Raw genomic sequence first — 18,196 nt, forward strand, 5'->3', positions numbered from 1 at the left:
TTGGTACTTTATCCTGGGTAATTAAACGGGTGGCCACCGATGCCGCTTCGGTGTTATCTGACTTATTGTCATACTTGATAATTTCGAGCTTTTTGCCGTTTATGCCCCCGGCAGCATTGATTTCATCCAGGGCAAGGGTAAACCCGTTCAAGGCAGATTGACCAAAGGAAGCCACATTACCCGAAAGCTCTAAGTTTACACCAATCTTGATTACATCCTCACTTTTCTTTTCCCCGGTAGATTTAGTCCCACATGCCGACGTAAAAACTAACAAAAACGCCAGCAAGGAAACCAATAATAAAGTTGTAAATCCTTTTCTCTTCATCTTCCATCCTCCCGTAAACTTTTATATATTTAAAAAAACAAACAACAAGCCTATCTTGCTCCTACCATCCCTCCATTCTTCAAAATTTATTTAATTTTAAAAATAATTTTAGCTTATAACATAATTTTCTGTCCAGTATTTGCAAGAAGTATACATAATACCCGAAACATCTTCGAGTTTATCTATTCATACCTCAAAGCTTCAATGGGATCAAGTTTAGCTGCCTTATTGGCAGGATATATACCAAATACCACTCCTACCAGCGTCGAGAAAAATACGGCCAAAACCATGCTCCACCAGCTCACAATAAACGGCCAGCCGGCAATTTTTGCCACAACAAAAGCAATTATCACCCCCAGGATTAATCCAATAATCCCGCCAAGCAAACATAAAAGGAGCGCTTCAATTAGAAATTGGATTAATATATCCCGTCTTTTGGCTCCAATGGCTTTGCGTATCCCAATTTCCTTGGTTCGCTCCGTTACCGATACTAACATGATATTCATAACCCCAATTCCGCCAACAAATAAGGAAATCCCGGCAATAGAGCTTATGATAAGGGTAACTAATCCCAGCACTTTATTGGCCACCTGCAGCTGTTCTTCCATGTTAAATCCTTCGTATAAATCTTCCGTTCGGTGGCGTTTATTTAATATGCGCTTGGTTTGTTCAATAGCTTCCTTAACCTTATCGGCCGATACCGCTTCCCCTTCTAACTGATCTACCCTGGTAGTATTAAAAAGCCGCTGCCAGGAAGTAAGCGGGAGATATATCCGGTAATTGGGCATTCCCATATTAAAGCTTAAGGTTTCGGTTTTAGAAACACCCACCACGGTAAAAGGTAAACCTCTGATTTTAATGGTTTTTCCGGTAGCATCCGCGGTACCAAAAAGTTCTTTTGCTCCTTTTTCATCAATTACGGCTACTTTGCGAAAATACTTAACATCTTCCTCAATTAAAAATCTACCGTTAACTAACTGAATATTCCGCACCTCTTTATACTCGGGAATCGTCCCCACCACAATTAAGTCAATTTTTTTGCTGCCAGAAGCTCCTTTGGCCATATCATAGCCGGAAGGAACTATTCTTTTCACTGCCGGGGCCCCCGCTTCTACCGCGCGGACGTCATCTAACGACAAACGTTGATCCGGACGCAAGGTTTCCTGGCCAATGGTTTTGGCGTACATGAAAAACAGGTTGGAACCAATACTTTTCATCTGCCCGAGAGTTGCTTCTTTCCCCCCCTGACCGATGGACAGCACCGCCACCACCGCCATCACACCAATAATTACCCCAAGGGCAGTTAAAAAAGAGCGCATTTTGTTGGCCCATAGGGAAGAAAGCGCAACCCTTAAACTCTCTTTAAGCTCCAACGCCTTGCCCCCTCTCTATTGCCCGGTCTTCGACAATTTCGCCATCACGAATTCTAATTAACCTTTTAGCAAAGGAAGCCACATCCGGTTCGTGGGTGACCAAAATAATTGTTACCCCTTCCTGGTTTAAGCCGGTTAAAATATTCATAATTTCCGTACTGGATTTAGTATCTAAGTTTCCCGTTGGTTCATCGGCTAAAATTAATAAAGGATTGGTAACTAACGCCCGGGCAATGGCCACCCTTTGACGCTCACCGCCGGAGATTTCATTGGGCTTATGCTCTAAACGATGGGAAAGTCCAACCTTTCTTAGAGCTTCAATTGCTTTTTCTTTCCTTATTCCAGGTTTTACTCCTTGATAGAGAAGAGGTAGTTCGACATTTTTTAAGACGTTTTCCCGCGGCAGAAGATAAAAGTTTTGAAACACAAAGCCAATTTTTCGGTTTCGGATTTCCGCCAGCTCATTATCGGATAGACTTCCTACATCTACCCCGTCTAAATAGTATTTTCCGCTATCCGGACGGTCCAAGCACCCCAGAATATTCATTAAGGTAGATTTACCCGAACCCGACGGTCCCATGATGGCCACAAACTCGCCTGCGCTTACGGTAAAGTTAATGTTTTTTAAAACTTCTACCCGATTTTTACCGAGAAGATAGCCTTTGGTTAAGTTTTCGACCCGAATCATTTAACTTTCACCTTATCCCCATCTTTTAGCTCAGCCGGCGGGTTTACAACTACCAGGTCACCTTTTTTGACTCCGGATAAAACTTGGGCTTTTAAATCATCGCTAAGCCCCAGCTTTACTTCTTGAAGTTTTACCTTATCTCCCACCACTATAAACACATATTTCTTCGTATCCCTCTCCACGATTGTTTCTAAGGGAAGGGTTAAAACTCCGTTTTTCCGCCCCGCTTCGATTTTTAAGTCTACTTTATAGCCTGGCTTTAGCCCTGTAATATCCCCGGTGATTTTACCGTTAAACCCTACTTTAATCTCTTCCCCCTGGGCCGATACCGTCTTTACCGCCTGCGGTTCTACCGTTTCAATTATCCCGGTATACTCCCGCTCCAAACCTTCCGCTTGGGCAGTAAATTTTTGCCCCGGGGAAATTAAGGCAGCATCAAATTGGTTTACCCTTCCTTTTACCTTAAAACCTGATAAATCCCCCACCACAATTACCGGAACACCAGGATTGGCGGTTTGTCCCGCTTCCACATTTACCGCTAAGACTACCCCCGAAAGCTTAGTTTTAAGCTGGGTCTGGGCAATTTTCTCCTTTAACATCTCTACCCGATCGCGGGCCGACTTTAGCTGGACTTCCAAGCTTTTGGTAGAGGTTTGGTTCATCCCCGGAAGTTTTTCTGCTTTTTTGGCATCACTTAGCTGGACTTCAAGTAATTCTACCTGGTTTTCGGCTTCTTTTAACTGATTTTTTAACTCAGTATCGTCAAGTTTTAAAACCACCTGCCCCGCCTTTACCTTTTGCCCAGGTTTTACCAGGACCTCTTTTACCGTGCCCGGTGTATAAACATAGATGTTTTCCGTTGTTTTAGGTTCAATCGTACCTTCAGCAAAAGCATATTTGACAATATCCCCTTCGGCTACCTTGGTAGTCTTAACGGCTATTCCCGGATTTTTTTTAATTTTAACAACATTTAAGCCTGCAACCCCGCCAATAAACAAGACGATTACAACTATAGCTAATATTTTTTTCTTCATAACGCCCTGGTCATCCAAACTGTGCAAAACTGCATCAGTTTAGAAGGTTGGGGTATTTGTTGTCCGCCTTTCAGACTGTCCCAGCCCCAACTGGCGGTATTTGGGACAGCCATAGCCCCTGCCCCAAGAAGCAGGAACTGGCCGTGGCCTTTCAGCCACCTTCTCCCATACCGCTTACGAGCATCCTCTTCAGCGGTGACAGGTCACGATATAATGGCCTGTCCAGGAGAGCTCCGGTCAGGAGGGCTACCCGCAAAACTCGCCACGGTTTGTACGGTAAGGTTTTCCCCTTTACCGCAGTACCTTCATTCCTTCCTTCGGTTAATGTAGATACCGACCGTGACTCGCTTTGCAGGCTTTTCAAAAGCTCTCTATACTTCAAGGGAATTTTCTCCCTTAAAGCCAACCCTCTTCGGGCTATCACATAGGCTGCTGCTGTATCTTTGGTTAAATTAAACTGCGGTGCATACTTTAACATTCCTATCACGCTTGTATAAGCCGGACTTACTTCTCTTATGGCTACCCCGTACCTTTTGGCAAGTATCTTTATTCTGGCAATAAGCTTTCTATAGCTAAAACCGTGCTTTACCCTTCTGGATTTTCTTCCCTTGTAATCTCCCCGGTAGCCTTTGTCTTTTATCGCTAACTTTTCCATTACAATGCCTTTGTTTTTCTTAAGGGCTAATTTTACAATTTCGTTGGCGTACACCCACGCAAAGTAATCCCTTTTCTCTTTTCTCCCGTCCCAGAGATGCGGTGTGGGGATTTCTCCTAAGCTTTCTAAATTGCCATCTTTCTTTATTTCAGCCCAGGCGATGTGGGATGGAAAAGCATTTAAGTCTATCCCGATAGCTCCATGGCTGAAATCTATCGATACATCAGGAAGGTCTTCTTCAAAAGAAATGTAAGCATAGTATTTATTGTTTTTCCTCTGCAGACGAACGCTGTAAGGACAGGAATTTAGCATTGCTTCTGCAAACTTTCTCCATTTCTTATGAGAACTTTTAAGCTGGATAAACAGCCATTTCCTGTTGCCTGTATTTATCCTTAGAAAAAATTGACCTTTTTCTTCGATAACTCTTAAATTTAAGTTCCCCTGTTTGGTTTTATCCCCTCTGGAGAAAAGAGTTCCTTTGCGTTTATCTTCCCACTCTTTTTTGTACTTTTGCCTTTGCTTACTGCTTAAATGCTTGCTTTTTAGTCTATAAAACAACACTTTCCCGCCAAAGATAACCTTGCGTGGGTTTTCTCCAAGTTCTCTGATACTTTGTAAAATTTCGTTAGCTTCAAGTATAGCATCGTCTGCATATCTGGAATTCAATCCAAAGAGGCTTTGCAGTTCTTTCTTCAGTTCTTTTCGGGCTTTTCCTTCAAGCAGGCGGTTATAGGCATATCTCTTGCAGGAGTTCCACTTTCGCATTAAGTTATCTACTACCTCTTTCTCCTCTGCCCTTGGAAATAACCGTGCCTGTATTGTTATGACTTGCTTCACGGCTTTCACCACACTTACGATTTTGTACAATTAAACTTTATCCCTTGCTGAGTAAGTATTATTGCACTATTCTGCATTGTTTGTCTTAACTGTTGCTGCCTCCTAAGCCATTTTCTGTAAACTTTGTCCGCCAAAAAACGCGCTTATAATTGAAATTAAAATAAAAATTATTAACCAAAAAGCGATGCTTTTTTTAGTATCGGTATTAAAAGCTTTCCCGTAACCATAGCCTAACAATACTATACCCCAAAGGGTAAAAAAGTCAATTTTAGACAGAAATATGTGGATAAAATCCATCTTTACTTCTCCCGGCAAAAGTAATAAAAACGAAGTTTTTACATCAAGATAATTTTCAGGCTTCATATAGTAAACAAGTCCGTTCCGGATAATATTCCCCAATAAAATCGGTACCCAGCTTAAAACCGCAATTTTTAAATAAAGCCCCATTTTCCCTTCTACTCCCGCAAACTGGGAGTATAAAGATAAAACCAGCCCAATTAAAAGCCAGATAAGAAACGGTGTTATTCCAGCTCCAATTAACCCGCTAATCTTTGCCCCTTGAAGGGCGACGGTAAGTTGTTCCGGCGGTATTTTATCTACTAACATTTTTTTCATGGTTTCAAGCATAACTGGCATGCTAAGCCATGCCGCAAACACATTTAACACTGCAATGATAATTCCGCTTAACCAAAAATTTGTTTTCTGCCATTCTTCCTGAAAAACTTCTCCGGGAGCATAAATGACTTTAATTAAATTAGTTAAGCCCATATTCCTCCACTCCTTTGCTTTTAACTTTTCCTTTTTTCCTTAAAGGTCTTTTACCATACCCTGGGGTTTTCTAAAGGCCAATTACCACCTCCTATCCTGTCATAATCTATAAGCTATGTCTTCGTTTTACGAAAAACCCGGTCATAGCCACCCCCAAAATTCCCGCAACAACAACTCCTAAAACAGCCCCCGGCCAAGGAGTTAAACTAACAATAAAATAAAAAGCAACTAAAATCCCTCCCCATGGCCCCATTAGCTCCAAGAAAGCCAAAAATCTCCCCGGGATACACCTCCAAGTTTAAATCCAAAACCACCGGGTAATCACCGTAATATTTGGTTAAATGTTTAATTTCCAGAATTGGGGTTTTATTTTATTTAAGATTTGGAGTTATAAGAAATATTATTTGCCGGGTTTTATCCTGGACGGATTTAAGCGTATCCTGGCGGGACTTAATTTGGTCTAATTCTTTCTCCGGGCGGACAATCTTTGTAATGGTTTCTAAAAACCGTTCCGGTTCATCGGCGTTAATTAAAATTTCTCGGACAAACCCCCGCCGGCTTTTATCAGGACCAGAAGATGGGGCTTTAACCATAATTGGCTCCGAAAGGTTTAATTGGATGACATCACTATTGCGTGAAAGACAATACAGCCGCTCACCTTCCCGGTAAACACTTACATTTAATAAATCTCCCTGAGGAGCTGAAGCCAAAGATACCGCCCTAGCCTCCATCACCAACGAAAGCGGCAAACGGCATTTAAACCTCGGACCCAGACAAATAATAAGTTCATCAGGAGTTAAAACATGCGCCGACCCAAGCATTAGACGGTTTAAGTTTGAAACATAAAGATATAACGCTAGCATTAGAGCAAGTACCAGGTAAAATAGCCAATTTTTAGTCATCATCATATAAATAGCAATTCCCACTATTAAAATTTCCACAGTCACTATCACCTGTAAGGCCCATACGAACTGTCTTAATTGGTGACTCTTTTTGGTATTAGTAAAGACTTTTTTATTTTCATTATCCGGCAACATAACACCACCAATTACTTTTTTCCACCTTTTATAATAAATTCCTTTAACTTTAAATAATTTTTAACTTAGTTATTTTTTGTAAACGGCGGTCCAGCCAAACCCAGGGGAAAACCTACAGCGATAGCAGTACCAATGCCTGTTTGAGTAATTTTAGGGGATTGAAAAAATAAAAAGTCTACTATACCTATTACAATTAAAACGATAACAGGTAGCATAAATCCTACTGATAGCCTTTTTCTTTCTGGAATCACCGGTCTTAAGCGATATCCGATTAAGTACGCAACAGGAGTAATTATTAAAGAAACAAAAACCAATAACAGGTAATTCACCTGAATTCCCCCTGTATTAGTTCCCTTTAAGAAAGCTATAACCGCGAAACCATTAACACAATTAACGGCTTTACCGCTGGCTATAAAATAGCCGCCAGGAACATAAGAAATCCTGCAGCCTTACAGACAACAAAAAAATTATGTCATAAAAGGCCAAATGAAAATGGTTTTTTATGGCTCATAGATCATCTTCCTGGTCATACCGCCATCAATTAATAGGTTTTTTCTTACTGCGCCGCAAGCCAATCTACTTTCCAAACCCCATTGACCTTTACAACCCGCCAATATCTATTTTCGAAAGTTACAGTATGCCCACTCTTAAATCTATGAGTGTCGGAAACTTTAACAAAGGCCATCCTTGCATCTTTTATTTCAAAACTGCCAATTTTATAGTTAATAAGCCTTGCATTATCCAAAGCTCTTTTAAAGTCAGCATAAGATACTTCAGGTGGTACGTTCAGCAACCGGTATGCTTTTTGCCAATCACCTCGAAGTTCAGCTTCCAGATAAGCCTTTACTGCATCTACCGGAGTATTTTTATTGATATCATATACGGAAATTTCCTTAATTTGCTTTTTAAGCAGTTTAATCTCATCAAGATATTGATAATATGCGTCATATAAAAGACTTTCGACATTACTTAAACGTAACTCCAAATTAAAAAATTTCTTTTTCAATGGTCTCAAGTCTGCGCATTTCATCATTTTGATTATTTTTACAACCGGTTAATGATAATAAAGCTAATATTAAAAAAAATGTAATTATTATTTTAAATTTAGTTTTTTTCCGTCTAATAATTTTATTATTCACATCAAAATAGCCCTCCCTTTTTATAATCAAACTTTTCGGTATTTCCTACCCCAGGGCAATTTTAAATTTACTTTTCCTTAACTTTTATTCTTTTTTTCCTGCTCGTAAAGCTGATAGGAATAAACCATTACCGCTACCGTGGTAAAAAGGGGCAGTAAAATAAACATTAATAACTCCACCATCGGCGGTAAAAAGGCAGCCAAAGCCATTATGATTCCGGAAGCTATAAAAAATTTGCCAGAAGCTTTATGGGTTTTTTCCCAGACCGTAGGGCTTTCTAACGTCCAGGGGGTACGGATGCCAAAAAAATAGTTTGACTTTATTTTCCCCATGGTAAGACCGATTAGGGCAAAGATAAAACCTATACCAACAGGTACGAGTTCCCCGATCGGTACTTTGTAGCCAAGGCCTGCGAAAAGTATAGCTACCTGCATAACCCCCATGAATAATAAAAAGCCATTAATAAATAAAACATAAACCCCAAAAAACTTTTCGTAATTTTCCCGCCGGGGGTCAATAAAGGGAATAACTATAAATAAGAGAAATAACCCCAGGGTAAAAAAGGGTAAAAACCAAACCCCAAAACCTTTAGAACTCCAGCCGTCAACCTCCCCGTATAAATTCCAGTGGGTCGGTATTTTAGACGGAAGCATTGGATATAAGTAAAAACTTACGCCAAAAATGGCGATGAGGATTAGCAAAGAAAACCAGTAATAACGGAGAAAATTTTTCAAGGTAAATTTCATATTTCGCCCTCCTTTAGGTGAAAAAATAAACAGCAGGAAAGGTTAACATTCCTGCTGCCGAAAATTTTAAGAAATAAGCTTTTTACTTAGCTTCAATACGTGTCCCCGTTCTTCGTTTATTAATTTATCGACCATCGCTTTATCTTTATCATCAACTAAATTTTTAAGTTCCAGGAAAAACAACAAACTATCTTTTTCAAACTCCAAAGCAAATTTTAAAGCTTCGTTGGCATCGGTAATTTTGGATGCTATTTCTTCGACCTTTTTATCCTGAAAGAGATGAAGATTAACGATACTTTCTATATATTCCCGGTACTCATCAAAGTAGGTCTCCGGCAGGTTTTCCGCTTTGACATCACCAAACATCCTTTTAAAATCTTCCTCGTGCTTTACTTCTTCATCGGCCAGCTCATCAAACAGTTTTTCCAGCTCCGTTCCGGCAAAGGTAACCGCAAACTGGCGGTACATGGCAAGGCCGTTTCTTTCCACACTTACGGCAAATTCTAAAACTTCTCCTAAACTAAGTTTTCCTATATGCATTTTTAAAACCTCCTGAATTCCTTTTTTAGATTATATTCTTCATTTTTCTGTAAATCCCTTTTTATTCTTACCGGTAAATATTTTTTCGCCACTTTTAACCAAAAATAAGTGATAAGAACCGTAAACCCCAAGAACAAAAGGCCGTTAAATCCTTCACTTAAGATAATTTCTATCGATTCCCCTGCGGCGATCATTTCTCTAAAGCTTTTAATAAACTGGGAAAAAGTAAAAATACAAACAATAAGCCACAGTATCCCCATAAAGATAAATCCTATAATAACCCCCGGCTTGCTGGATAAAGGTTTATCCAAAAGCCGCCGGCTAACATGTACCCCTTGCCACATCGCAGCCGCCGGGTCAATGATTACCTGGTTTAGATCAAGGTTATTGCCACAGTTTTTGCAAATTTTAACTTCTTCTTCATTTAAAAAACCGCAGTAAGGGCAAAGGGGTGAAGATTTAGAAACCATCTGTAAACTCCCCCTTAAGGTAAATGCTTACCTCTAAAGCAGGGTTAAAAAAGGCAGAATTATTGGCACAATTATTGTTAATACCGTCCCTGATAAAAGGGCGATAGCCCCGTAATAGGGTCCCTGAACCCGGGTAATTACTCCCAAGGTGGTATCCATGGAAGTAGCTCCGGCCACCGCAAGCGGAAAGTACGGAAAAAGGCGTGCTAATAACGGGGTTAAGAGGATAGTAAATAACTCCCGTAAAACATTGGCTAAAAATCCAATTGTCCCGGCTTCAATCCCCAGGTTTTTGGCTAAAATGGCAGTGGTTACGCTGTAAAACCCCATGCCTGCAGCCGAAGAGACAGAAATTCCAGGATTTATATTAAATATCAGGGCAAAAGCCATTCCCCCAAGAATGCTTCCTAAAAGAGCTAATAGAGGAAAGGAAATTATTTTTACCCCTTTTTCGCGAACCTTTTTTATGAGCTCCCGGTCCCCACCAAAACTTACACCGGTTCCCAGGTACAAAAAAGCAAGGGCAAAAGTAATGATCCTGTCACTTAGGTTAAGAAATTTTTCCGGTAAAAGATATGCTCCCCCTACTCCTCCTAAAACCACCGTTAAAACCAGTAAGCCTACAAATTTAAGGTCATCGTGAGTTTGGGAAAGATTTTCTTCAGCTACTTCTACTTTGGCTTTTCTTTCAAAAAGGTAAATTAAAAGCATACTCCCTAAGGCAGCAAAAAGCATAATTCCAAAACTTTTAAGCCCAAGAACCATAAGGTTTTTTAAAACTTCCTGGTTGGTAGCAAGTTTTGCTCCAATCACAAAAAGAAGGACAAATAAAGAAAGACTAAACATTTTTATAAGTAAGCGGTTTAAAAAAGAAGACCACTTAAAATATCCCAGAAAAAATCCAAAAGAAAATAAAACAAGCGGTAAAGCAATATAAAACAATGCCTAATCCCCCGCCCTTATAAATTTTTAGTTTATCTTCCTTTAAACTTGGGAGGTCTTTTTTCAATAAAGGCATTAACCCCTTCCCGAAAGTCTTCGGTTTCCGCCACTAAAGACTGATAAAGCCGCTCGTATTCAAAGAAGGTGTTTAAGTCCAGTGATGTAGCTAAATGCAAAAGCTTTTTCGCATAGCCGTATGCCCGGGTAGGACCATCGGCTAACTGCTTCGCTAAATTCATCGCCTCATCCAAATAAAGGTCATCATCCACCACCCGGTTTACAAGCCCTAATTCATAAGCTTTTTCAGCTGAAAACCGGTCGGCAGTAAAGATTAGCTCTTTCGCCCGGTGTACCCCCAGAGTCCGGGCTAAGAAAAACAGCCCCGATAAATCCGGCAAAAGCCCTACCTGGGCAAAAGCCAGGGAAAAAATCGTTGACCGGGCAGCAATAATAATATCGGTAGCCAAAGCAATACTAAGTCCTGCCCCAACGGCATAGCCATGAACTGCCGATATTACCGGCTTCTCCATATTTATCAGAAGGGTAAGCCAGTTGTGAACTAAATTTTCCATTAAAGTAACCCGCTGGTCTGCCGGCGTTTTGGCAAAATTAGAAAGCATCCTTTTCACATCGCCACCGGCACAAAAACCGGGACCGGCACCGGTTAAGACCACCGCTCGTATATTTTCGTTATTTTTAACCTGAAGGAGAATTTCGGCCATTTCCACCTGCATTTCTTCATTAATGGCATTAACCGCTTCCGGCCGGTTTAAAGTGATAATCCCAACTTTGCCGTTTTGTTCAAAAAGTACCGTGTTGCCCACTTCCTCATTCCCCTTTGCTCATATTTTCCTCATTATTATAAGGGGTTTGTGAATAATTTTCAAACTTTTTAGGCAAAACTTTTAACTTTTCCTTAACACTTTTTGTGAATGAGAGCACTTGTTTTTGAATGATTTTTTGTATACAATATACTTAGAGCAGGAGGTGCCACCGATGACAATTTTTTATTATGAAATTCTCGCCCTGATAAATAAAAACCATTAAAACTTTTGCGCTTGGCCCCTGCTTTTCAGCGTACTTTAACAAAAACTTTACCAAAACCCTCTGGTATTTATGATGTTTTTGGTATACAATATGCACTGCAAGCTTCCTTAGTTTAACGTTTCTTTTTCTTAATGTACACAACCCGAATCTTCCCGCCAAAATTGGCGGGTTTTTTATTAAACATACAAAAAGGAGCCTTCCTTTCAGGAAAGCTCCTCACCTGATAAACTAATTGGTTGCCGGAGGGGTAGTTGGAGCATAAGCACCGCCGCCAAATCCGCAGCCACCAAAGCCGCCTCCAAATCCGCAGCCACCATAGCCAGCTAAAGCGTTGGGACAGGCAGCTCCAGGTCCAAAGCCATAACCACCAGGTCCGGGAGTAATAGCAGCAGGATTTTTCTCAAGATAGTCAAGCCTTGCATCGATGTTCTTTTTAATCACTTCACCTTGCTCTTTGGTGAGAAGACCCGCTTTCACCCGCACATCCACCATCTTTTTCTGAATTTCAGCCATTTGCTGGTATAAACTTTTAAGTTCATCCAGCTGGGGATTGGTGACTGCAGCAATTGCCGGAACGGCCACCACCAATAATAAAACCACTATTAAACCTGCCAAAAGTTTTTTCTTCATTATTTCACCTCCCGTTTTTCATTTCCTGCTTCTAAATTTACCACCGAATCTTTAGCAAACCGTGCCGAATTTGTTACGATTTTGTTACAGAAAACAGTATCCGGTAAACTACCGAAACATTAAGCGCTGAACCTAATAGTAACCACCCGTAATAATTAAAACAACAGCCAAAAATATTACCTCAGGGTTACGAAGAGAGTAGGAAAGGCTAAAGTTAACCTAATTAGATTTCATCATATGATTTAAAAAAATAATCTTTGCCAAAAGTACGCAAAAAATTTTAAAATATTTTTAAAAAAGTCCCATTACAAGGTGAGAATTGATGTTTTACAAAAAGCTTCAAGAAATCGCCAATGAAGATACTCGAAACTTTTTTAACGAATATACTCCCCACCGGGAAAAACTGATGGCCGAAATCTTAAAGGCAAAATCTTCCGGACGGGCTATTATCCTGGGTGCAGGAAATTGCAATGACATAGATTTAAATGAGCTCAGTAAAACCTTCGACCAAACTTTTCTTCTCGATATTGATGTAACGGCAATGGAGCTGGGATTACAAAGGCAAAAACCCATTTACCCGGAAAAAATTAAAATTTTAGAATTTGATTTAACCGGTATTTTAGCCAATATTCAACTGGTAATCCGGGATACTTCCTTGGACACACTTCTAAATGCCTTAAAAGCGGTAAACGATAATCCAAAACTCCCCGAAGGATTCGAACAGAGCTTTGATTTGGTTGTATCCGCCGGTGTTATTACGCAGATAATTTATCCGTTAAAAGCAGCCGATTTCATGGCCGGCTTTTATTCCATCCATGATTTGTTGGAATTCTTAAGAGACCGTCTTTTTCGTCAACATCTCAAATTAATTTCCCGGCTTTTAAAGGATGACGGTCGAGCAATTTTTACCGTTGACCATCCGCTGCACGATTATCCCCCGGAAGAAGCAGTTAAATGGCCCAGACTTTATATCCGGAGAACTTCCAGGCTCTACGATCAGCTAATTGAAGAGTCTCCTTTAGCAGATGCTGTCCCACCTACCTACTGGCACTGGGAAATACCGGGGAATCACTTTCTCGTGGAATGCCATATACTAAAGCGCAAAAACTTTTAAAAGCCACTTTCGGTCTTTAAATTGCCAAAAAAAACCACCCGCGCGGGTGGTTTTTATGCTAATGCTTCCCGGGCTTGTCTTAACTGTTCAATTACCGCCTGAGGGGCAGGCCCCCCGAAAAGCTTCCTTTTAGCTAAGACATTTTCAATTTTAAGCTTTTCGTAAATATCCTCTTCGATTAATGGCGACATCTCTTTAAGCTCATCCAAGGAAAGCTCCAACAGTTCCCTTCCAGTTTTTTCGGCTTTTAACACCAGTTCTCCAGTAATCCTGTGAGCTTCTCTAAAAGGAACTCCTTTTTCCACCAGGTATTCGGCCAAGTCGGTAGCATTAAGAAATCCTTTTAAAGCCGCCTTATACATAGCCCCCTGGTTAAATTTAATTGTTTTCAGCATTCCAGTAAAAACCCTTAAACTTCCCTTTAAGGTATCGACGGTATCAAAAAGCGGCTCCTTATCTTCCTGCATATCCTTGTTATAAGCTAAGGGCAAACCTTTCATCATCGTTAATACCGCCATTAGATTGCCGTATACCCTGCCGGTTTTACCCCGGATAAGTTCGGCAGCATCGGGATTTTTCTTTTGGGGCATCATGGAAGAGCCGGTAGCATACCGGTCATCAATTTCCACAAAGGAAAATTCTTTGCTATTCCAAAGAACAATTTCTTCGGAAAAGCGGCTTAAATGCATCATCGTAGTGGCCGCCGCAAAGAGAAATTCTAAGATATAGTCCCGGTCCGATACCGCATCAAGACTATTTTCACAGACACCATTAAAACCTAAAAGTTCGGAAACAAACTCCCGGTCTAAAGGTAAGGTGGTACCGGCCAGTGCTCCGGCTCCCAGCGGCGACCTATCAGCCCGTTTTAAACAATCGTAAAAACGGCTTCGGTCCCGGTCAAACATCCAGAAATATGCCAAAAGATGATGGGCCAGGGTCACCGGCTGCGCCCGCTGCAGGTGAGTATAACCGGGCATGATAGTGTTTAAATGCCCTTCGGCCAGATTAATTAAAGTTTCCTGGAGCTCTTTTATAAGAGCAATAATAGCCGTACCTTCTTTCTTTACATAAAGCCGGGTGTCTAAAGCCACCTGGTCGTTACGGCTACGACCGGTGTGAACTTTTTTCCCCACGTCCCCGATTTTCTTAATTAATAGCGTTTCAATATTCAGGTGAATGTCTTCGGCTTCAGGGGAAAAATCCACCTTACCGGCTTTTATCTCCTCTAAAATTTCTGTAAGTGCCCCAATAATTTTCTCTTTTTCCTCATTGGTGATTATACCCTGCCGGGCCAGCATCGTCACATGGGCAATGCTCCCCCTGATATCTTCTTCGTAAAGCCGCCAGTCAAAGTGGATTGAGGCATGAAAATCCCGCATTTCCCGGTCGGTATCCTTTTCAAAGCGTCCACCCCAGAGCTTCATTTTCCTCTCCTTTACCTACTTCTGGTATGGTTTCTGGGTCATAGCCCTTACTTTAAGTGGAAGACCAAATAAATTAATAAATCCTTCGGCATCCTTCTGGTTATAGAGGTTATCTTCACCAAAGGTAGCTAAATCTTTAACATAAAGGGAGTAAGGAGAAGTTATACCGGCCGGGTAAATATTTCCTTTGTAAAGCTTAACTCTGACTTTTCCTGTAACCGTTTCCTGGGTTTTGTCCACAAAAGCTTCCAGAGCTTCCCTTAGAGGCGTAAACCATAAGCCATCGTAAATAAGTTCGGCATACTTTAAGGCTACCATCTGTTTAAAGTGCATGGTCTGCCGGTCTAAAGTTAAGCTCTCTAACTCCCGGTGAGCAAAGGTTAAAATGGTCCCTCCGGGAGTTTCGTATACTCCCCGGGATTTCATACCCACCAAACGGTTTTCCACCATGTCGGCAATACCAATTCCGTGCTTTCCGCCAAGCTCATTAAGCTTAAAAATTAATTCCACCGGCGAAAGTTTTTCCCCGTTTACCGCTACCGGTTCTCCTTTAACAAACTCTATTTCTACATACTCCGGCTGGTCCGGTGCTTTTTCCGGAGGGTTGGTAAGTAGGAGCACATCTTCCGGCGGTTCAACGGCCGGGTCTTCTAAAATACCCCCTTCGTGGGAAAGATGCCAGAGGTTTCTATCCATGCTGTAAGGCTGCTTCTTGGTAACCGGTACCGGAATCCCTCTCTTTTCGGCATAATCAATGGCATCTTCCCGGGATTTTATCTCCCATTCCCGCCAGGGAGCGATGATTTTTAAATCCGGATTTAACGCTTTAACGGTAAGTTCAAAACGTACCTGGTCGTTACCCTTACCGGTTGCCCCGTGAGCTACCGCCACCGCCCCTTCCTTTTCCGCTATCTCCACCAACTTTTTAGCAATAAGCGGACGGGCTACCGAAGTTCCCAGAAGGTATTTATTTTCGTACACCGCTCCTGCTTTCAGCATGGGAAAAACAAAATCCCGGACAAACTCTTCCTTAACATCTTCAATATATATTTTGGCAGCGCCGCTTTTAATCGCCTTTTCCCTTAAAGGCTCTAATTCTTCCCCCTGGCCCACATCGGCCACCATGGCAATGACTTCGTAACCGTAATTTTCTTTAAGCCAGGGAATGATAATCGAGGTATCCAGGCCACCGGAATAAGCCAAAACTACTTTTTCCGCCATATTTATACCTCCCGTTGTATTTTTATACGCATTAAATCCTAAATTATCCTAAGAGTAAAGTCAAGATAGCCTTTTGGGCGTGCAGCCGGTTTTCCGCCTCAGCAAAGACCACCGAATGTTCACCATCGATCACTTCGGCGGTCACTTCTTCACCCCGGTGGGCAGGCAGGCAGTGGAGGAAGATAAAGTCCTGCTTGGCATGGCTTACCAGTTCACCGTTAACCTGATAGGGTTCAAAGACTTTAACCCGCTCAGCACTTTCCGCCTCCTGCCCCATCGAAGCCCAAACATCGGTTACCACCACATCGGCACCGGTAACCGCTTCCACCGGATCGTGGGTTAATAATAATTTTGTTCCCCACCTGCTGGTTTCCTTTTGGGCAATTAAACTTACTTTTTGATCCGGTTCATATCCCGGTGGGGTTGCCACGGCCACTTCCATACCTACCTTGGCTGCACCAATCATTAACGAATGGCAGACGTTGTTGCCATCCCCTACCCAGGCCACCTTTAAACCTCTTAACTGCCCCTTATGTTCTTTAATTGTCAGTAAATCCGCCATGATTTGACAGGGATGTTCGTAATCGGTAAGACCGTTAATAACCGGCACATCGGCATAGTAGGCCAGTTCTTCTACTTCGCTATGACTGTAGGTGCGAATCATAATACCATCCACCATCCGGGATAAGACCCGGGCAGTATCGGCAATCGGTTCACCCCGGCTTAATTGCGAGTCGGTAGCGGTTATAAAAAGAGGATATCCTCCTAACTGCACCATACCAACTTCAAAGGAAACCCTGGTCCGGGTGGAATTTTTGCTAAAAATCATCGCCAAGGTTTTCCCTTTTAAAATCGGAGTCGAAATTCCCTTTTTTTGCCGGATTTTTAATTCCGAAGCTAAATCCAATACTTCCTCTATCTCCTCCCCGGTCAAATCGTTCATTGAAAGAAAATCCCGTCCCCGGTAGGATGCTATCATCTTTTCTAATTTCTCGGCAAAGGCGAAATCATAAAGCTCCATCTACGCCCGCCTCCTTTACGGCCAGCAAAATTTTTTCCGAAGCTTCCCGGATTTCTTCCCGGGTAATTATTAGCGGAGGTACAATCCTTAAAATCCACTCCCCAACGTTATTTATTAACACTCCTTTGGCTAAAAGTATTTCAGAAACCCGGCCTGCTCCCGGGAAATTCAGCTCAATTCCCAGCATAAGTCCGTATCCCCGCACTTCTTTGATACCCGGTGCATCCGCTAAGAGGGTATAAAATAACTTACCTTTATCCAAAACCTCCTCTAAAAATCCCGGCGCTAAAACTTCTTCAAGAACGGCCAAAGCTGCGGTACAGGCCAGGGGATTTCCCCCGAAGGTCGAAGCATGGTCCCCCGGCTCAAAAGCCTTGGCCACTTCTTCTTTGGCCAACACCGCCCCAATGGGTACTCCTCCGGCAAGGCCTTTGGCCAGGGTAATGATATCCGGCACCACCCCGAAGTGTTCAAAAGCAAATAATTTGCCCGTCCGGCCAACCCCCGTCTGTACTTCATCAAAGATAAGCAAGATATTTTTTTCCCGGCAAAGTTCTGCTACTTTTTGCAAATACGCGGGGTCAGCCGGATTTACTCCCGACTCCCCCTGCACCGGCTCTAAAATAACCGCTGCAGTTTTGGAAGTTAGAGCTTTTTCCAGGGCATTCAAATCATTATAGGGCACGTAAACAAAACCGGGCACCAAAGGGCGAAAAGGTTTCTGGTATTTTTCCTGACCGGTAGCCGAAAGGGCCCCCATGGTTCTTCCATGGAAAGAGTTAACGGCAGAAATAATTTCGTATTTTTCTTCCCCTTTTTGCCACCAGTATTTGCGGGCAAGCTTTATGGCCCCTTCCACCGCTTCCGCCCCGGAATTGGCAAAAAATACCCGGTCAAAGGGAGAATTTTCCACAAGCTTTTGGGCCAGTTCCACCTGGGGCCGGGTGTAAAATAAGTTACTGGTATGGTGTAAAGTTTTAACCGCCGTTTCGACCGCTGCCGTTAACTTGGGATGAGCATAACCCAGGGTATTTACCGCAATGCCCGCAACCAAATCCAGGTATTTATTCCCCGCATCATCGTAAACATAGGAACCCTTACCGGAAACCAAATAAACCGGTTTTCGCCGGTAAGTTTGCATTAAGTATTTACTTTCCTTTTCAATGAGCTCCTTGTACTCCATCG

The 18,196-nt window shown here is 42.0% G+C and carries 22 protein-coding genes (1 of these 22 cut by a window edge); 1 reads left to right on the top strand and 21 read right to left on the bottom strand.

Translation table 11 applies throughout. From position 1 onward, the window contains the following. The 17 genes from CHY_RS10380 to CHY_RS10455 all read right to left on the bottom strand — a co-directional run. Positions 1–325: the 5' end (the start) of an ABC transporter substrate-binding protein gene (locus CHY_RS10380; RefSeq protein ID WP_011345120.1), read on the bottom strand. 860 nt of this gene lie to the left of the window's left edge; only the first 325 of its 1,185 coding nucleotides appear in the window; its start codon is at positions 323–325; the stop codon falls past the left edge of the window. A 182-nt stretch (positions 326–507) separates the two neighbouring features. Continuing rightward, positions 508–1,698, bottom strand: a complete 1,191-nt coding sequence (locus CHY_RS10385; protein ID WP_011345121.1) for an ABC transporter permease — start codon at positions 1,696–1,698, stop codon at positions 508–510. After that, complete coding sequence (locus tag CHY_RS10390; RefSeq protein WP_011345122.1) at positions 1,688–2,386, bottom strand: ABC transporter ATP-binding protein; 699 nt, start codon at positions 2,384–2,386, stop codon at positions 1,688–1,690. The genes CHY_RS10385 and CHY_RS10390 overlap by 11 nt, the downstream gene beginning before the upstream one ends. After that, the gene (locus tag CHY_RS10395; RefSeq protein ID WP_011345123.1) at positions 2,383–3,420 is read right to left on the bottom strand and encodes an efflux RND transporter periplasmic adaptor subunit; all 1,038 of its coding nucleotides are present in this window, start codon (positions 3,418–3,420) and stop codon (positions 2,383–2,385) included. Before CHY_RS10395 ends, CHY_RS10390 begins: the two co-directional genes overlap by 4 nt. Before the next feature lie 151 nt (positions 3,421–3,571). After that, positions 3,572–4,912: an IS200/IS605 family accessory protein TnpB-related protein gene (locus CHY_RS10400; RefSeq protein WP_041537753.1), complete on the bottom strand. Its 1,341-nt coding sequence runs from the start codon at positions 4,910–4,912 to the stop codon at positions 3,572–3,574. A 102-nt stretch (positions 4,913–5,014) separates the two neighbouring features. Next, complete coding sequence (locus CHY_RS10405) at positions 5,015–5,680, bottom strand: YIP1 family protein (protein ID WP_011345126.1); 666 nt, start codon at positions 5,678–5,680, stop codon at positions 5,015–5,017. A gap of 106 nt (positions 5,681–5,786) precedes the next feature. After that, complete coding sequence (locus CHY_RS13225; protein WP_162485095.1) at positions 5,787–5,951, bottom strand: hypothetical protein; 165 nt, start codon at positions 5,949–5,951, stop codon at positions 5,787–5,789. A 100-nt stretch (positions 5,952–6,051) separates the two neighbouring features. After that, the gene (locus CHY_RS10410) at positions 6,052–6,621 is read right to left on the bottom strand and encodes a hypothetical protein (RefSeq protein ID WP_162485096.1); all 570 of its coding nucleotides are present in this window, start codon (positions 6,619–6,621) and stop codon (positions 6,052–6,054) included. Positions 6,622–6,782: 161 nt separating this feature from the next. Continuing rightward, entirely contained in the window at positions 6,783–7,046 is a 264-nt protein-coding gene (locus CHY_RS10415; RefSeq protein ID WP_011345129.1) for a hypothetical protein, read from the bottom strand. 227 nt (positions 7,047–7,273) lie between these two features. After that, positions 7,274–7,723, bottom strand: a complete 450-nt coding sequence (locus tag CHY_RS10420; RefSeq protein ID WP_041537755.1) for a hypothetical protein — start codon at positions 7,721–7,723, stop codon at positions 7,274–7,276. Next, positions 7,704–7,856: a hypothetical protein gene (locus CHY_RS13230; RefSeq protein ID WP_162485097.1), complete on the bottom strand. Its 153-nt coding sequence runs from the start codon at positions 7,854–7,856 to the stop codon at positions 7,704–7,706. Before CHY_RS13230 ends, CHY_RS10420 begins: the two co-directional genes overlap by 20 nt. Positions 7,857–7,933: 77 nt before the next feature. Then, positions 7,934–8,602: an SdpI family protein gene (locus CHY_RS10425; RefSeq protein WP_011345132.1), complete on the bottom strand. Its 669-nt coding sequence runs from the start codon at positions 8,600–8,602 to the stop codon at positions 7,934–7,936. A 66-nt stretch (positions 8,603–8,668) separates the two neighbouring features. Further along, positions 8,669–9,142, bottom strand: a complete 474-nt coding sequence (locus CHY_RS10430) for a ferritin-like domain-containing protein (protein ID WP_011345133.1) — start codon at positions 9,140–9,142, stop codon at positions 8,669–8,671. A gap of 2 nt (positions 9,143–9,144) precedes the next feature. Beyond that, positions 9,145–9,612 carry a zinc ribbon domain-containing protein gene (locus tag CHY_RS10435; protein WP_011345134.1) on the bottom strand — a complete coding sequence of 156 codons (468 nt, stop codon included), beginning with the start codon at positions 9,610–9,612 and terminating at the stop codon, positions 9,145–9,147. A 33-nt stretch (positions 9,613–9,645) separates the two neighbouring features. Then, complete coding sequence (locus CHY_RS10440) at positions 9,646–10,554, bottom strand: lysine exporter LysO family protein (protein WP_011345135.1); 909 nt, start codon at positions 10,552–10,554, stop codon at positions 9,646–9,648. A gap of 32 nt (positions 10,555–10,586) precedes the next feature. Beyond that, positions 10,587–11,378 (bottom strand): enoyl-CoA hydratase/isomerase family protein, encoded by a 792-nt coding sequence (locus CHY_RS10445; protein WP_011345136.1) that lies wholly within the window; start codon positions 11,376–11,378, stop codon positions 10,587–10,589. A gap of 451 nt (positions 11,379–11,829) precedes the next feature. Continuing rightward, positions 11,830–12,231, bottom strand: coding sequence for a YckD family protein (locus CHY_RS10455; RefSeq protein WP_011345139.1), 402 nt, complete (start codon positions 12,229–12,231; stop codon positions 11,830–11,832). Positions 12,232–12,553: 322 nt separating this feature from the next. Between CHY_RS10455 and CHY_RS10460 the strand changes: the two genes are divergently transcribed. Next, complete coding sequence (locus CHY_RS10460; RefSeq protein ID WP_011345140.1) at positions 12,554–13,345, top strand: hypothetical protein; 792 nt, start codon at positions 12,554–12,556, stop codon at positions 13,343–13,345. Positions 13,346–13,398: 53 nt separating this feature from the next. On the opposite strand, the gene argH is transcribed toward CHY_RS10460, so the two are convergent. From argH to CHY_RS10480, 4 genes are read right to left on the bottom strand one after another with little or no spacing between them, the layout of a single operon-like run. Beyond that, positions 13,399–14,769 carry an argininosuccinate lyase gene (gene argH / locus CHY_RS10465; RefSeq protein WP_011345141.1) on the bottom strand — a complete coding sequence of 457 codons (1,371 nt, stop codon included), beginning with the start codon at positions 14,767–14,769 and terminating at the stop codon, positions 13,399–13,401. Between the two features lie 15 nt (positions 14,770–14,784). Then, entirely contained in the window at positions 14,785–15,990 is a 1,206-nt protein-coding gene (locus CHY_RS10470; RefSeq protein WP_011345142.1) for an argininosuccinate synthase, read from the bottom strand. A gap of 43 nt (positions 15,991–16,033) precedes the next feature. Next, positions 16,034–16,969 (bottom strand): ornithine carbamoyltransferase, encoded by a 936-nt coding sequence (gene argF / locus CHY_RS10475; protein WP_011345143.1) that lies wholly within the window; start codon positions 16,967–16,969, stop codon positions 16,034–16,036. 28 nt (positions 16,970–16,997) lie between these two features. Next, complete coding sequence (locus CHY_RS10480) at positions 16,998–18,194, bottom strand: acetylornithine transaminase (RefSeq protein ID WP_011345144.1); 1,197 nt, start codon at positions 18,192–18,194, stop codon at positions 16,998–17,000. Positions 18,195–18,196 lie beyond the last annotated feature (2 nt).

Source organism: Carboxydothermus hydrogenoformans Z-2901 (assembly GCF_000012865.1).
GTDB classification, from domain to species: Bacteria; Bacillota; Z-2901; order Carboxydothermales; family Carboxydothermaceae; genus Carboxydothermus; species Carboxydothermus hydrogenoformans.

Coding starts and splice junctions, on each gene's coding strand:
- CHY_RS10480 (WP_011345144.1), bottom strand. CDS start 18,194: ATGGAGTACAAGGAGCTCATTGAAAAGGAAAGTAAATACTTAATGCAA.
- CHY_RS10405 (WP_011345126.1), bottom strand. CDS start 5,680: ATGGGCTTAACTAATTTAATTAAAGTCATTTATGCTCCCGGAGAAGTT.
- CHY_RS10395 (WP_011345123.1), bottom strand. CDS start 3,420: ATGAAGAAAAAAATATTAGCTATAGTTGTAATCGTCTTGTTTATTGGC.
- CHY_RS10425 (WP_011345132.1), bottom strand. CDS start 8,602: ATGAAATTTACCTTGAAAAATTTTCTCCGTTATTACTGGTTTTCTTTG.
- CHY_RS10430 (WP_011345133.1), bottom strand. CDS start 9,142: ATGCATATAGGAAAACTTAGTTTAGGAGAAGTTTTAGAATTTGCCGTA.
- argF (WP_011345143.1), bottom strand. CDS start 16,969: ATGATAGCATCCTACCGGGGACGGGATTTTCTTTCAATGAACGATTTG.
- CHY_RS10390 (WP_011345122.1), bottom strand. CDS start 2,386: ATGATTCGGGTCGAAAACTTAACCAAAGGCTATCTTCTCGGTAAAAAT.
- CHY_RS10460 (WP_011345140.1), top strand. CDS start 12,554: ATGTTTTACAAAAAGCTTCAAGAAATCGCCAATGAAGATACTCGAAAC.
- CHY_RS10455 (WP_011345139.1), bottom strand. CDS start 12,231: ATGAAGAAAAAACTTTTGGCAGGTTTAATAGTGGTTTTATTATTGGTG.
- argH (WP_011345141.1), bottom strand. CDS start 14,769: ATGAAGCTCTGGGGTGGACGCTTTGAAAAGGATACCGACCGGGAAATG.
- CHY_RS10470 (WP_011345142.1), bottom strand. CDS start 15,990: ATGGCGGAAAAAGTAGTTTTGGCTTATTCCGGTGGCCTGGATACCTCG.
- CHY_RS10435 (WP_011345134.1), bottom strand. CDS start 9,612: ATGGTTTCTAAATCTTCACCCCTTTGCCCTTACTGCGGTTTTTTAAAT.